Raw genomic sequence first — 13,474 nt, forward strand, 5'->3', positions numbered from 1 at the left:
GGTTTCACGCTTACTTCGACGCCAGACCCATCTTCTCGCGCACTTCGCCGACGTTGTCGCGCGTGGCCAGCATGCCGGTCGTCAGCGTCAGCATCGGCGGCTCCTTGCCTTGCGTGATCCAGTCGTACATCAGCGTCGAGGTTTCCTCGCCGTGGCGCTTCGGGCTGATGATCACGGTGCCGAAGAAGCCGGTCGGCTGCGGCTTCTTGAACTCATTCAGTGCCGAGTCCGAACCGCCGATACCGATGCCGATCATGTTGTCGGCCTTGAAGCCACGGCCTTCCGCCGCGCGCACAGCGCCGAGCACGCCTTCGTCGTTCAGCGCATAGGCGACCCAGTGCTTGAACTGCGGGTTCTTCGTCAGCGCGATGTTGGCGGCGTTGAACGCGTTTTCCGTGTCGGTCTTCGCTTGCGGCGCGGCGATCACGTTCGCTTTCGGGAAGCCCGCGGCGACCAGCGCGTCGGTCGCGCCGCTGGTGCGGTCATGCGCGGTCGGCAGTTGCTCGTAGGTCACGTCGATCGCGCCGACGTCCTTCATGTCCCAGCCGCGCTTCTTGATTTCGGCGGCGATGCCGTCGCCGACCTGCTTGCCGATGTTGTACGCCGAGATGCCCATATGCGGCACCGACGCGATCGGCTTGCCGGCGCCGTCGACGAGGCGGTCGTCCACCGTCATCATCTTCAGGCCATCGGCCTTCGCCTTCGCGACGATGCCCGGCCCGAGCTTGACGTCGGGCGTGCAGATCACGAAGCCCTGCGCCTTCTGCGCGGCGAGGTTATCGATCGCGCTCATCACCTTCTCGCCCGACGGCGCGCCGATCTTCACGAGCGTGAAGCCCTTCTCCTTGGCGGCGATCTCGGCGAACTTCCATTCGTCCTGGAACCACGGTTCTTCCGGCTGCTTCACGAGGAAGCCGATCTTGACCGAATCGGCGGCCTGCACAACAGGTGCGTTAAAGAGAACACCCGCCGCGGCCGCTGCCAGCGTGAGGAAAATTCTGCGTTTCATGATGCGTGTCTCCTGACTAATTGATAACGAGAAGGTATCGGCCGCGTCTTCTTGTACCGGTCTGACACACGCGGCCAGCGCGTCGTCCGGTGTGCTGCTCACGCCCGCCGGGCAAGCCGGCGTGCGCCCCTGGGTTGCCGCTTAGTCGCGAGTTTCGGTCGCGACATTCAGTCGTGATACAGCGCCGAGCGTCCGCCATCGACGGTGATACAGCTCGCGTTGATGAACGGCGCCTCGTCCGATGCGAGGAACAGCGCGGTCATCGCCACTTCTTCCGGGCGGCCGATGCGCTTCATCGGCTGCAGATCGAGCGTCGCCTGTTTCGCGGCGGCTGGATCGGCCTGTTCGTTCCACCAGTCGTGCGTCAACTGGGTTTCGATATAGCCCGGCGCGATCGCGTTGACGCGCACGTTGCGCGGCGCGTATTCGATGCCGAGCGCGCGCGTCAGACCAATCACGCCGTGCTTCGCGACCGGGTACGGAAAGCAGCCCGGGATGATCTTGAATGCGTGCGTCGACGCGATGTTCACGATGCTGCCCGCACCGCGCTCGACCATCCCCGGCAGCACCGCGCGGCAACCGTTCCACACGCCGTCCAGATCGACCGCGAAGCAGCGCCGCCAGTCGGCGTCGGTCATCGTCAGTGGATCGCAAAACACGTTGATGCCGGCGTTGTTGACCAGCACGTCGAGCGCGCCGAAGGCGCGTTCGCCTTCGCTCACCGCATGCTGCACCGACGCCGCCTGGGTCACGTCGGTTTCGATCGCGAGCACCCGCGCGCCGGTTTGCGCTTCGATCTGCGCGGCCGTGCGCCGCGCCGTCTCGATGTCCAGTTCCGCCAGCACCACCGCCGCACCTTCGCGTGCGAACGCGAGCGCGATCGCCGCGCCGATGCCGCGTCCGGCGCCGGTGATCAACGCGGCCTTGCCGGCAAGCCGGTTCATTTCTTCGCGCCCGCGCGGGCGATCCGCAAACCGTTGACGAACGCCTTCGCATGCGACGCGGTCACCGCCGCGCTCTGCCCCGGCTTGTACAGCGCCGAGCCGAGCCCGAAGCCGTTCGCGCCGACGCTGAGGAACGGCCCCATGTTGTCCGGCGTGATACCGCCGACCGGCACCAGCGGCACCTGCGCGGCGATCACCGCGCGCCATGCCTTGACGACCTGGCAGCCGAGCTGCTCGGCGGGGAACATCTTCAGCACGTCCGCGCCGTTCTTCAGCGCGATGAACGCCTCGTTCGGCGTCGCAACGCCGGGCGAACAGGCAAGGCCCCGCGCTTTCGCGGCGATCACGACGTCCGGGTCGCTATGCGGCATCACGATCAGTTCGCCGCCCGCCGACTTCACGTCGTCGACGAACGACGGATGCAGCACCGTGCCCGCGCCGACGATCGCATCCGCCGGCAGCGCCTTGCGGATCGCGGTGATGCTGTCGAACGGCTGCGGCGAATTCAGCGGCACTTCGACGATGCGAAAGCCGGCTTCGTACAACGCCTGACCGTGGTCGGCCGCATCGGCGGGCGTCACGCCGCGCAGAATCGCGATCAGCGGACAGGCTTCGAACGCGGTGATCAAACCCGCGTGCGGCATATACGGAGCGGGCAGATTGATGTGGGGTTGCATGTCGGTTCCTTGTTTCCTGAGCATCGTGGGCGGCGCGGCCGTCCTTTAACCGGTCAGCCCGCGCGCGCCGCGTGAGCGGACGGCTCGACTAGCCCCGCTTCGACGGCGACGCGCCACAGGCCGCGTTCGGTTGCGTGCTTGACCAGCTCCACCTGGGTGCAGCCGAATTGCGCGAGCGCCGCGCGATAGCGTTCGCACAGCGCGTCGTTGCCGATCAGCCGCAGGCTTTGCCGTGCGAGCGAGCTTTGCTGCTGCGCGAGCAGCGCGTCGAGACCGGCCAGTTCGTGTCCGATCAGCAGGCCCGACAGGTAATCGGGCTGAGCTTCGCTCGACAGCTCACCGGTGAGGCCGAGCGTGCGCGTGCTGAATACAGTCGCGAGCATGCCCGCCTGACCTTTCTCGCGCGCGATGTTCACGCCGCGCAGAAAGGCCGCGGTATCCGGCCGATCGGGCGTGACCATCGTGCGGCCGAGGATCGTGTGTTCGCGCAGCGCGGCGAATACCTCGCCGGTCATAAACGTATGAAAACGCTCGATACGCCCGGCGTCGACGACCGCCCATTTCGCGTGCGTGCCGGGCAGACCGATCAGCGAGCGGGTGTTGGGGGCGGCCGGCTTGCTTGCGGCGCTTGTACCGCCCGCGCCGTTCGCGGCACTCGCACTGTTTGCATCGGATGCATGTTCGCTGAGCGCGCCGACAATCTGCGTCTCCTCGCCGCGCATCACGTTCGGTAATTCGCCCCGTTGCAGCACGCCAGGCACGATATGCAGCGTCGCGCCGTTCGCCGCCTTCACGCGGACGAGGCCGGCCACCAGTGCATCGGCGTTCGCGGGTGTGTCGACATACGGCGCCTCGAGCCAGCCCTGCGCGCTGCCGACCATCCCCGCCGCGATCACCGGCACCTCGCGCGCCTGGTCGAGCCATACGCCGCACGCATCGTCGAATGCGGCGTCGAAGCCGCCGTCGGCCGCGTCGCGTGGCAGATTCATGATGCCGGCCGTCGATGCGCGCGTCGCCAGCACACGGCCGTTTGCGTCGAACAGATAGGCGCGCAGCGACGTCGTGCCCCAGTCGAGCGCAATCAGCGCGGCCCTCGACGAGTCGACGGAGGCGGCCGCGCCGGCCTTCAGACCCGCGTCGGTAGCGCTGTCCTGCTGGTGGTCCGCCCGCGTGGCGGTGCCCGCCTGTTTCATCGCTTGATCCTGCGCGTGGCGGGCTGCGGAGCGCGCCAGCCGAGTTCTTCCGAGATCGCGCGCGCCTCGCGCTGCACGACCGGAATCAGCTCGTCCATGCGTTCGAGCGGCATATACGGAATCGTGCTCGCGACCGACAACGCCGCGACGATCGCGCCGGACGCATCGCGCACCGGCGCCGCGACGCAGCGGATCGCCGCCTCGTTCTCTTCGAGATCGAACGTGTAGCCGCCGGCCGCGTAGTTCGTCATGCGCTGCATGAAGGTCGGCGCGTCAGGTCGGTTGTCCGGTTTGAAACTCACGCCGGCCAGCGCGCGGCGCGAGGCGTCGAACAGCGACTGCCATGCATCCGGCGCGAGGTCGAGCATCATCGCCTTGCCGATCCCGGTCGATGCGAGTGGCATCCGGTGGCCGACCCGCGAGCGCATTTCGAGGCCGCGCGTGCCGGGGATCTTGTCGATGTACAGCACGTCGTCGCCGTCGCGCACGCCGAGGTGGATCGTGTCGAGCGTCTGCTCGGCAAGCGATTCGAGATGCGGGCGTGCAACCGCAGTCAGCGGCATCTGTTCGAGCGCGATCGTGCCGAGTTCGATCAGCTTCGGCCCGAGCAGATAGCCGCCCTGCACCTGGCGCAGATAGCGCGCCTGCACGAGGCTGCTGACGAGCCGGTGCGTGGTGCTGCGCGTGGTGCCGAGCGCGGCGCCGAAGCTGCGCAGATCGCGCACGCCGGCGGCCGCGGCTTCGAGAATCGCCAGACCGCGCAGCAGCGTCTGCGTGCCGGCCTGTTGCGGCGTGATCTCCAGCAGCGTGACGGGCAGACCGAGCCCGTCGACGGTCGCGGCGCGTGAGATCGGGCGCGATGCCCGCGCGGTGGCGGCAGTGCTGGCGGCGGCATGCGTGACGGGGGCTGCATCGCGCGGCCTCGTGCCGGCAGCGATGTCGGATGCGGTGTTGGTCGCGGTATTCGGCAACTCGGCGGCATCGGCCGTGCTGAGCTCGTGAGTCGGCATCGCTTTGTTCATGGCGATTCGCTTTCGAATGGTTTTTGCGCGTAGCGCGCGGGGCCGGAAACAAGCTTGGAAATGCGTGCGGCGGGCACGCATGCGATGCCGAGTTTGCGCGGCCGCTGTCGTTGGCTGCCTGACATGGTTCGCCTCGTCTCCGGTTTTTTTCTGTCGCTATCCGCGTCGTTCGAGGGCCTCGGCGCCCTGACTCGCGGTGCGTGTTGGGTTGGATTGTAGGGCGACTTTTGAGAATCACCAATATGTGAATGTTGAGTCCATATAGTAGGATTTTAGTTACCGATCAAGGGTTTAGTGATACGGGGCGTGGCTTGATAGGGCGTCGATTTGGACGCCAATAGGGCGTGGATAGGACGCAAAAAAGCCCGCTCGTGGCGGGCTTCAATGGGTGAGGTACAAGAGCTTGGGGTTGGGCCGCGTCAACAACACACCCGTGTTCAGTCCGGCAGTTCGGCCGCGCCCATGCGCCGCGCGATCACGCGCGACCGCTGCGTCAGATACGCGGAATTGCGGTGTTCATCGAAGTATTTCGGCCGCGGCAACATCACCGCGAGACGCGCCGACTGCGCGGCGGTGAGTTTGGCGGCCGAGGTCTTGTAGTAATACTGCGCGGCCGCCTCGGCGCCGTACACACCGTTGCCCCACTCGACCGAATTCAGATAAATCTCGAAGATCCGCTGCTTGTCCATCAGCGTTTCGAGCATCCACGTGATGATCAGCTCCTGGCCTTTGCGGATATAACTCTTCTCGCGCGACAGAAACAGATTGCGCGCGAGCTGCTGGGTAATCGTCGAGCCGCCGCGCACGATCTTGCCCTTCGCCTTGTTGCGCTCCCACGCCTGCAGGATCGCGTCGGTTTCGTAGCCGTTGTTGTTGACGAAGTTCGCGTCCTCGGACGCGATGATCGCGCGCTTCAGGTTGCGCGAAATCTGCTCGTACGGCACCCACGTGCGCTGCACCGACAGATCCGGCCGATCCTGCGACAGACGCCACGCGTCCGAGCGCATGAACGCGGTCGAGCCCGGATTGACGACGTTCCAGATCGCGATCTGCGCGAAGTAGAACGCCTGCGTTGCGAGCCACGCGATCGCCACCACCGCGATCAGATAGACGAGCCAGCGCAGCGGGCCGGCCTGGCCGCGCGAGCTGCCTGCGCGCCGCGTCGCTGTCATCGTGCGTCCAGTCCTCGGATGGGTAAGTGCCGCAAGGTGATCGGATCAAACGAAACGCCGGCGTTACGCGGGCGACGGCGCGCTCAGCAGCGCGCGCAATTCGGCGAGCACCGGCGCGCCGTCTGGGCGCACGCCGCGCCACACGTAGAACGATTCCGCAGCCTGTTCGACCAGCATGCCGAGACCGTCGGCGCCGCGCGCGCCGAGCTTCGCCGCGTGCTCCATGAAGACCGTCGGATGCGCGCCGTACATCATGTCGTACGCGAGCGTGCCGTTGCCGAACGCGCGCTCGTCGCACTCCGGCAGCGCCGCGTCGAGGCTGCCGGCGGTCGCGTTGACGATCACGTCGTACTGGGCCGCCTCGATCGCGCGCGCGCTGCCGCCGGTGAGACGGCACTGCGCGTCGCGCGCGGCCTGCGCGAACTGGTCGACCAGCGCATCGGCCTTCTCGGCCGTGCGATTGACGATGGTCAGCGAATGCGGCGCGCGATCGAGCATCGGCAGCACCACGCCGCGCGCGGCGCCGCCCGCGCCGAGAAGCAGGATGCGCGCACCCTTCAGCGGCACGCCGAGATTCACCTCGATGTCGCGCACGAGGCCGAAGCCGTCGGTGTTGTCGCCGTAGATACCGTCGGCATCGACCCGCAGCGTATTCACCGCGCCGGCCGCCGCCGCGCGCGGCGACAGCGTGGTCGCGAACGCATGCGCGTCGAGCTTGAACGGCACGGTCACGTTCAGACCACGGCCGCCTGCTTCGATGAACGCGCGCACGTGCGGCACGAATGCATCGACCGGCGCCAGCAGATGACCGTAGTCGACCGGCTCGCCGGTTTGCGCGGCGAAGCGGCTGTGAATGAACGGCGACTTGCTGTGGCCAACCGGATTGCCGATGACCGCGTAGCGCTCGCGTGCTTCGTTTCCGCTCATCGTCCCGGCTCCGTCACGTGTTGTTCGTCGTCGGACGTGCTTGCGGCGTCGGGCTGGGGGTTGCCGCTTGTGTTGCCTGTCTCGCCGTTGGTGTCTTCAGTCGAACTGCCGGCAGGGTCGTCGCCAGTCTGCGCTTCGGCCTGCGCCTCCGCTTCGCCTTCGGCGCTGTCGTCGGCGGCGTCGAGCAGTTCTTCGTCTTCGCCGTCATCCGCTTCTTCGGCTTCAGCGCCGCTCGTCACGGCCGGCGCGTCGAGCACGTGCAGCAGACGCACCGACGCTTCGATCGTCAGTTCGTCGATCGACATCACTTCCATCTGCAAGCGCGTGCCGCGCGCATGCACGCCGAGGGCCGGCACGTGCAGCAGCAGCGGGATCTCTTCGAGACGCACCAGATCGTCCTTCACGACCGACGCGACCACCTGCTTGCGGTTCTCCTGCTTGAGCCAGCGCAGGCACCAGAAGTACTCCATGCGGCGCTGATAGTCGGCATACGCGGAGTAGGTATCGTCGAAGCCCTGCACGACCGCGAACAGGTCGGCGTCTTTCGGCTTGAACGGCGCGGCGAGCTTCGCGGTCACGCCGTGCTGCACGCACGCGATCAGCTGCCACTGGTTCACGAGGTCGACGTAGCGGCGCAGCGGCGACGTGCTCCACGCGTACTGCGTGACGCCGAGACCTTCGTGCGGCGCCGCGTTGGTCTGCATGCGGGTGCGCTTCGGGCCGCTCGGCGTGCCGAATGCGCGCTGCGTGCGGTAGATGCCGGGCACGCCGTGATCGTGCAGAAACGCGCCCCACGACGAGTTCGCGAGAATCGCCAGTTCGGCGACGATCGTGTCGAGCGGCGAGCCGCGCCGACGCGGCGTGATCGTGATGTGCTCGCCGTCCACGTAGAAATTGAAGTCGGTGTTGCGCTGCACTTCGCGGCGCAGACCGTAGCCGGCACGCGCGGTCTGACGCTTTTCGAACAGCGCCTGCGCAAACGGCCACAGCACCGCGATGTCGTCCTTATGCGGATATTCGCCGCTGCCGTCGGCGAGCGACGCTTCGGTGACGACCTCATCGAGCGTGTTGTGACGCAGATTGCTCTTCACGAACACGCGTTCGGCGCGCGTTTCGCTCGCGACGATTTCCTGGGTTTCCCGATTGACGATCACATACAGCGACAGCGCCGGGCGATAGCCGCCCTCGGCGAGCGTAAAAGTTTCGACGACGCTGTCGGGCAGCATCGTGATCTTGTCGCCGGGCATATAGACCGTGGACAAACGCGCGCGCGCGATCGCGTCGACTTCATCGCCACGCTGGATACCGAGCGCCGGCGCGGCGATGTGCACGCCGATGCGCACGCGGCCGTCGGCCAGATGCTCGACCGAGAACGCGTCGTCGATTTCGGTGGTGGTGATGTCGTCGATCGAAAATGCCTGGACATCGACTTGCGGCAGATCGTCCGGCACGTTCGCGGCGGCGACCGGCGGAAAGCCGGTGCCGTGCGGGAAGAATTCGGACAGGAATTTCGCCTCGTGCAGCGCGCGCGGCGACGCGATCGCGCCGCATTCGAGCATCAGCCGCGCCTGCGAAATGCCGCGCGCGGCGGCGGCGCCCTCGAGCGCCTTGTATTCGATCGTGTTCTTGTCGGGCTTCGTGAGCAGCGCCAGCGCCTTCGCGCCGGTGAACGCGTCCGGCAGACGGCCTTCCTTCAGCGCGTCTTCGTACTCCGCCTGCACGAGCGCCTGCTGACGCTTGCGCTCGAGACCGGCGAGCGCCATCTTCAGTTGCTCTTCCGGCGCGCGCTGATACATGCCGCGACCCTTGCGGCGGAAGTACACCGGCGAGCCATGCATGCGCAGCACCAGCGCCGCGCGCTCGACCGCGCCGAAGCTGTCGCCGAAGTACTCGGCGCCCAGCGTCGCGAACGGGAATTCGTCTTCAGGCGCGCATTCCCACAGGAAGTCCAGATCGATCTCCTGCGCGAGCGCGTCGGCCTGCTGCATCAATTCGGCCGCGCCCGGCTTCTCGAATTCGATCAGCACGTCCTTGCCGCGCACCTTGGCGCGCCGGCCGCCCGGCAACTCGACCTGAAAAGCGTCGCCCTGGCGCGACAGCACGCTGCCAGCCTTGAAACTGCCCGATTCCTCGAAGAAAACGTTCACTCAATACTCTCGTTCTGACTTGCATCCACCGGCGCGCCCGATCCTGTCCAGCGATCGATCACGGCGTGCGCGGCACGGCAACGTGTTCGTAATAATGAATCCGCGGCGCGCATCGTGCGTGCCGGCGGATTGAGTCCTGTGACTGACGGCGACGCCTCTATATAGAGTCGTCGCCGCGTCGTGTATGTGCAAGCCGCGCGCCTCAAGCCGCCCCGGCTGGGTTCAGCCCGGCTCAGGCCGCCTCGCGCGGTGCCGGCGGTTCGACGTGGTCGGCGTCGCAAAAAGCCAGCACCTCGTCGAGGTACTGCGCGAACTCGCTGATCGCATGGTCGCTGCCTTCGATCAGCGTCGTGCGCGCGCCCGGATAGTGCGCGAGCATTTCGCGATAGTCGAGCACTTCGTCGCCGGTCGCGGCCATCAAATAATAGCGTTCGGGCCGCGTGATCGACGCGACGCCCAGCGCGCGCAGCTCATCCAGATGATGCGGTTCGACGACGATGCTGCCGCCGCCATGCCACAACGGCTGCTCGCCGAGATAGGCGCTCAGGTCGCGCTGCGGCACGACCGCCGGGTTCAGCAGCACGGCCGGCCAGCCGTGCTTTTCGGCCAGATGCGTGGCGAAATAGCCGCCGAGCGAACTGCCGATCACCGTAACCTGCTGCACACCGCCGTTCGCGCGCGCCTCGGCCACCAGTGACTCCGCGAGCGCGATAGTCTCGAACGGCGAAACCGGCAGCATCGGACAGCACCATTCGTCGCTGCGCCCGAGTTCGGCGAGACGCGCCGCGAGCAGGCGCGCCTTGAACGAATTCGGCGACGAACGGAAACCGTGCAGATAGAGAATCACGATGCGCCTCGCGCGGACAGTGCGTCGAGCAGCTTCTGATGCACGCCGCCGAAGCCGCCGTTGCTCATCACCAGAACCTGGTCGCCGGGGCGTGCCGCGTGCACCACCGCCTTGACGAGCGCGTCGAGCTGATCAAACGCCTGCGCCTTGCCGCCGAGCGGCGCGAGCGCCTCGCCGAGATTCCAGCCGAGCGCGTCGCGGCCGCTCGGCGCACCGTAGCCGAACACCAGATCGGCATCAGCGAGGCTTGCCGGCAACTGCGCTTTCATCACGCCGAGCTTCATCGTGTTCGAGCGCGGTTCGAGCACCGCGAGAATCCGCGTGTTGTCGCGGCCGACCCGCGCGCGCAGACCCGCCACCGTGGTTTCGATCGCCGTGGGGTGATGCGCGAAGTCGTCGTACACGGTCACGCCGTCGACGCTGCCGCGCACTTCCATGCGGCGCTTCACGTTACGAAAACCCGCCAGCGACTTCGCCGCCTGCGCGGGCGGCACGCCGACGTGGCGCGCGGCCGCGATCGCGGCAAGCGCGTTCATGCGGTTATGCTCGCCCTGCACCTGCCAGTCGACCAGGCCAACACGCTCGCCGTTGTGATACACGGCGAAGCGTTCGTCGACCGGCACGCCTTCTTCAGCCGCTTGCACTTCCCAGCCGCCCTGCACGCCGAAACGCTCGACTTCGCTCCAGCAGCCGCGCGTGAGCACGCGCTCGAGCGCATTCTCACGGCCGTTCGTGACGACGCGGCCAATGCCCGGCACCGTGCGGATCAGATGATGGAACTGGGTTTCGATCGCGGCGAGATCGGGGAAGATGTCGGCGTGATCGAATTCGAGATTGTTCAGCACCGCGGTTTTCGGTCGGTAATGGACGAACTTCGAGCGTTTGTCGAAGAACGCAGTGTCGTATTCGTCGGCTTCGATCACGAAGAAGCTCGAATCCGTGAGCCGCGCGGACACGCCGAAATTCAGCGGCACGCCGCCGATCAGAAAACCGGGATTGAGGCCGGCGTCCTCGAGCAGCCAGGTCAGCATCGAGCTGGTGGTGGTCTTGCCGTGCGTGCCGGCCACCGCCAGCACCCATTTGCCGTTCAGCACGTGCTCGCCGAGCCATTGCGGGCCGGACACATACGGCAGGCCGCGGTCGAGAATCGCCTCCATCAGCGGGTTGCCGCGCGAGACCACGTTGCCGATCACGAACAGGTCCGCGTTCAGGCCGTTCAGTTGATCCGCGTCGTAGCCCTCGATCAGCCCGATGCCTTGCGCCTCGAGCTGCGTGCTCATCGGCGGATAGACGCCGGCGTCGCAGCCGGTCACGGTATGGCCCGCGCCGCGCGCGAGCACCGCGAGCCCGCCCATGAAGGTGCCGCAGATGCCGAGGATGTGGATGTGCATAAGCCTGTGGTGCCGCGCGGGCGTTTTTGCGAGGGATGGGAGTGCCGCAGGACGCTGGAACGAGCGTCTGCGCGTCTGCAAAAGGACGCCTATTGTAACCGACGACGCGCGCGGCGCCCTTGCGGCACAGCCCCGTCCGGCCGCCAAACGGCGTCGGCAACCTCGATCTAGTATCATGGTCGGATGGTTCGCAAATCACATTTCGATCCGCAGCGCGTACGCGAGGAAATCGCCATCGCGGCTGCGCGCATGATCGCCGAAGACGGTCTGGACTACGCGACGGCGAAGCGCAAAGCGGCCCGGCAGGTTGTCGGAGAGACGCGTGTTGCCGGCGAATGGCTGCCCGACAACGACCAGATCGAAGAAGAAATCCGCGAATATCAGTCGCTCTTTCAGGGCGACAGCCAGCCGGCGCTGCTGCGGCGGCTGCGCCGCATCGCGGTCGACTGGATGGAGCGGCTCGCGCCGTTCAATCCGTATCTGACCGGCGCGGTGCTCGGCGGCACGGCCGGCGAACACTCGGACGTGCATCTGCAGGTGTTTTGCGACAACCCGAAGGAAGTCGCCATCTATATGCTGAACGCGAACATCCAGTACGACGTGTCGGAGACGCGCCACTTCGCGGGGCGCGGCTACGTCGAGACGCTCAGCTTCCTGTGGCGCCCGGCCGACGAACCGCGCGATTCGGAGCCGGCCGGCATCCACGTCGCGCTGTACGAAACCGACGATCTGCGCGGCGCCGTGCGCGCCGACGCACGCGGCCGGACCGCGCGGGCGAATCTGCAGGCGGTGCAGGCGCTGCTCGACGGCGGCGAAGTCACTCCGGTCACCAATTGAACGAACTGAACAGACCACAATGAACACGAGACGGATTCTGGCGGGCGCGGTCGTCGCACTGGCCGCCGCAGGCGGCGGGCTGATGGCCAATCACTGGGTCAATCGCGATTCCGACGTCGCGTACGCGGCGCAACCCGATACGCATCAGGGCGCGGTGCAGCAACTGTGGGCGGCGCCGGTCACCACGGTCGACGGCAAGCCGCAGTCGCTCAGCATCCTCAAGGGCCATCCGGTCGTCGTGAATTTCTGGGCCTCATGGTGCGGGCCGTGCGTCGAGGAAATGCCGGCGCTGTCGCAGATTCAACGCGAGTATGCGAAGAAAGGTATCCAGTTCGTCGGCCTCGGCGTCGATTCGGAAAAGAACATCCAGACGTTCCTGCAGAAGGTCAAGGTGGCGTATCCGATCTACGTGACCGGCTTCGGCGGCGCCGATCTCGCCCGGGCGTTCGGCAACAATGCGGGCGGCCTGCCGTTTACCGTCGTGATCGACGCAAAAGGCAACATTCGCTCGACAAAATTGGGCCAGATCGACCCCACGGCGCTCAAACAGACCCTCGACGCGCTATAAATTCGGCATTTTCCGTTGCCGCTTCCTTTGACGTCAGATTCCGCGCAGAACGAGTAGAAATGCGCGGGAATTCCGCGAATTTGAGTGAAGATCAGTTCCCGGCACCTCGTCGGATCACGCCGGCGGGTGCCGCGTACGCGCGCGAAACTAGACAAGTTTCTCTAATCAGCGCTAAAGTGCGCGCAATTCCACGGAAAAAGAAGCGACCATGACGCGACTGCTGGTACTGCACGGGCCCAACCTCAACCTTCTCGGCACCCGGGAACCCGAGGTCTACGGTCGCGTGACCCTGCCGCAGATCGATGAGGCGCTCGCCGAGCGCGCCGCCAGCGCAGGCGTCGAGTTCGCGTCGTTCCAGAGCAATCACGAAGGCGCGCTGGTCGACCGCATCCAGGCCGCCCGCACCGAAAAGACCGATTTCATTCTGATCAATCCCGCCGCGTACACGCACACGAGCGTGGCCATTCGCGACGCACTGGCGGGGATCGGCATCCCGTTCGTCGAGATTCATCTGTCGAACGTGCATCGCCGCGAATCGTTCCGGCATCACTCGTATTTCTCCGACCAGGCTGAGGGCGTGATTTGCGGCCTCGGCTGGAAGGGGTATGTGTACGCACTCGAATTCGCGCTCGACCGGCTCGCGGCCGGCTCGTCACGCGGCTGAATCCAAACACGTCCAATTTGAGCCGGCTACTGCGCGACTGCACACGCCGGCACACTACGCATTGAAAGGGGCAACC

General features: G+C 66.3%; 13 protein-coding genes. 3 read left to right on the plus strand and 10 right to left on the minus strand.

What is annotated here, in order from left to right:
- Window positions 1-10: 10 nt before the first annotated feature.
- From L0U82_RS15680 to mpl, 10 genes are all read right to left on the minus strand, one after another.
- Window positions 11-1,009, minus strand: a complete 999-nt coding sequence (locus L0U82_RS15680; RefSeq protein WP_233832132.1) for an arabinose ABC transporter substrate-binding protein — start codon at window positions 1,007-1,009, stop codon at window positions 11-13.
- 167 nt (window positions 1,010-1,176) lie between these two features.
- The gene (locus L0U82_RS15685; RefSeq protein WP_233832134.1) at window positions 1,177-1,953 is read right to left on the minus strand and encodes an SDR family oxidoreductase; all 777 of its coding nucleotides are present in this window, start codon (window positions 1,951-1,953) and stop codon (window positions 1,177-1,179) included.
- On the minus strand, window positions 1,950-2,630 hold the full coding sequence (locus L0U82_RS15690) for a 2-dehydro-3-deoxy-6-phosphogalactonate aldolase (protein ID WP_233832135.1): 681 nt from the start codon (window positions 2,628-2,630) through the stop codon (window positions 1,950-1,952). The genes L0U82_RS15685 and L0U82_RS15690 overlap by 4 nt, the downstream gene beginning before the upstream one ends.
- Window positions 2,631-2,683: 53 nt before the next feature.
- The gene (locus tag L0U82_RS15695) at window positions 2,684-3,823 is read right to left on the minus strand and encodes a 2-dehydro-3-deoxygalactonokinase (protein WP_233832136.1); all 1,140 of its coding nucleotides are present in this window, start codon (window positions 3,821-3,823) and stop codon (window positions 2,684-2,686) included.
- Window positions 3,820-4,845: an IclR family transcriptional regulator gene (locus L0U82_RS15700; RefSeq protein ID WP_233832137.1), complete on the minus strand. Its 1,026-nt coding sequence runs from the start codon at window positions 4,843-4,845 to the stop codon at window positions 3,820-3,822. Before L0U82_RS15700 ends, L0U82_RS15695 begins: the two co-directional genes overlap by 4 nt.
- A gap of 437 nt (window positions 4,846-5,282) precedes the next feature.
- Complete coding sequence (mtgA, locus tag L0U82_RS15705) at window positions 5,283-6,017, minus strand: monofunctional biosynthetic peptidoglycan transglycosylase (RefSeq protein WP_233832139.1); 735 nt, start codon at window positions 6,015-6,017, stop codon at window positions 5,283-5,285.
- Window positions 6,018-6,080: 63 nt separating this feature from the next.
- The gene (aroE, locus tag L0U82_RS15710) at window positions 6,081-6,944 is read right to left on the minus strand and encodes a shikimate dehydrogenase (RefSeq protein WP_233832140.1); all 864 of its coding nucleotides are present in this window, start codon (window positions 6,942-6,944) and stop codon (window positions 6,081-6,083) included.
- Window positions 6,941-9,091 (minus strand): ribonuclease catalytic domain-containing protein, encoded by a 2,151-nt coding sequence (locus L0U82_RS15715; protein WP_233832141.1) that lies wholly within the window; start codon window positions 9,089-9,091, stop codon window positions 6,941-6,943. The genes aroE and L0U82_RS15715 overlap by 4 nt, the downstream gene beginning before the upstream one ends.
- Window positions 9,092-9,323: 232 nt before the next feature.
- Window positions 9,324-9,938 (minus strand): YqiA/YcfP family alpha/beta fold hydrolase, encoded by a 615-nt coding sequence (locus L0U82_RS15720; RefSeq protein ID WP_233832143.1) that lies wholly within the window; start codon window positions 9,936-9,938, stop codon window positions 9,324-9,326.
- Window positions 9,935-11,329 (minus strand): UDP-N-acetylmuramate:L-alanyl-gamma-D-glutamyl-meso-diaminopimelate ligase, encoded by a 1,395-nt coding sequence (mpl, locus tag L0U82_RS15725; RefSeq protein ID WP_233832145.1) that lies wholly within the window; start codon window positions 11,327-11,329, stop codon window positions 9,935-9,937. The genes L0U82_RS15720 and mpl overlap by 4 nt, the downstream gene beginning before the upstream one ends.
- 183 nt (window positions 11,330-11,512) lie before the next feature.
- Here mpl and L0U82_RS15730 point away from each other — a divergent pair, with 183 nt between their 5' ends.
- The 3 genes from L0U82_RS15730 (at window position 11,513) to aroQ (ending at window position 13,398) form a co-directional block, all read left to right on the plus strand.
- Window positions 11,513-12,166: a UDP-N-acetylmuramate--alanine ligase gene (locus L0U82_RS15730; protein ID WP_233832146.1), complete on the plus strand. Its 654-nt coding sequence runs from the start codon at window positions 11,513-11,515 to the stop codon at window positions 12,164-12,166.
- A 19-nt stretch (window positions 12,167-12,185) separates the two neighbouring features.
- On the plus strand, window positions 12,186-12,734 hold the full coding sequence (locus L0U82_RS15735; protein WP_233832147.1) for a TlpA family protein disulfide reductase: 549 nt from the start codon (window positions 12,186-12,188) through the stop codon (window positions 12,732-12,734).
- A gap of 208 nt (window positions 12,735-12,942) precedes the next feature.
- Window positions 12,943-13,398 carry a type II 3-dehydroquinate dehydratase gene (gene aroQ / locus L0U82_RS15740; protein ID WP_233832149.1) on the plus strand — a complete coding sequence of 152 codons (456 nt, stop codon included), beginning with the start codon at window positions 12,943-12,945 and terminating at the stop codon, window positions 13,396-13,398.
- Window positions 13,399-13,474 lie beyond the last annotated feature (76 nt).

This window comes from Paraburkholderia sp. ZP32-5 (genome assembly GCF_021390495.1).
In the GTDB taxonomy this organism is placed as follows: domain Bacteria; phylum Pseudomonadota; class Gammaproteobacteria; order Burkholderiales; family Burkholderiaceae; genus Paraburkholderia.

Excerpts from the sequence above, each read along its gene's own strand:
- L0U82_RS15685 (WP_233832134.1), bottom strand. The coding sequence starts at position 1,953 with ATGAACCGGCTTGCCGGCAAGGCCGCGTTGATCACCGGCGCCGGACGC.
- L0U82_RS15730 (WP_233832146.1), top strand. The coding sequence starts at position 11,513 with ATGGTTCGCAAATCACATTTCGATCCGCAGCGCGTACGCGAGGAAATC.
- L0U82_RS15680 (WP_233832132.1), bottom strand. The coding sequence starts at position 1,009 with ATGAAACGCAGAATTTTCCTCACGCTGGCAGCGGCCGCGGCGGGTGTT.
- L0U82_RS15690 (WP_233832135.1), bottom strand. The coding sequence starts at position 2,630 with ATGCAACCCCACATCAATCTGCCCGCTCCGTATATGCCGCACGCGGGT.
- aroQ (WP_233832149.1), top strand. The coding sequence starts at position 12,943 with ATGACGCGACTGCTGGTACTGCACGGGCCCAACCTCAACCTTCTCGGC.
- mpl (WP_233832145.1), bottom strand. The coding sequence starts at position 11,329 with ATGCACATCCACATCCTCGGCATCTGCGGCACCTTCATGGGCGGGCTC.
- L0U82_RS15700 (WP_233832137.1), bottom strand. The coding sequence starts at position 4,845 with ATGAACAAAGCGATGCCGACTCACGAGCTCAGCACGGCCGATGCCGCC.
- mtgA (WP_233832139.1), bottom strand. The coding sequence starts at position 6,017 with ATGACAGCGACGCGGCGCGCAGGCAGCTCGCGCGGCCAGGCCGGCCCG.
- aroE (WP_233832140.1), bottom strand. The coding sequence starts at position 6,944 with ATGAGCGGAAACGAAGCACGCGAGCGCTACGCGGTCATCGGCAATCCG.
- L0U82_RS15695 (WP_233832136.1), bottom strand. The coding sequence starts at position 3,823 with ATGAAACAGGCGGGCACCGCCACGCGGGCGGACCACCAGCAGGACAGC.
- L0U82_RS15735 (WP_233832147.1), top strand. The coding sequence starts at position 12,186 with ATGAACACGAGACGGATTCTGGCGGGCGCGGTCGTCGCACTGGCCGCC.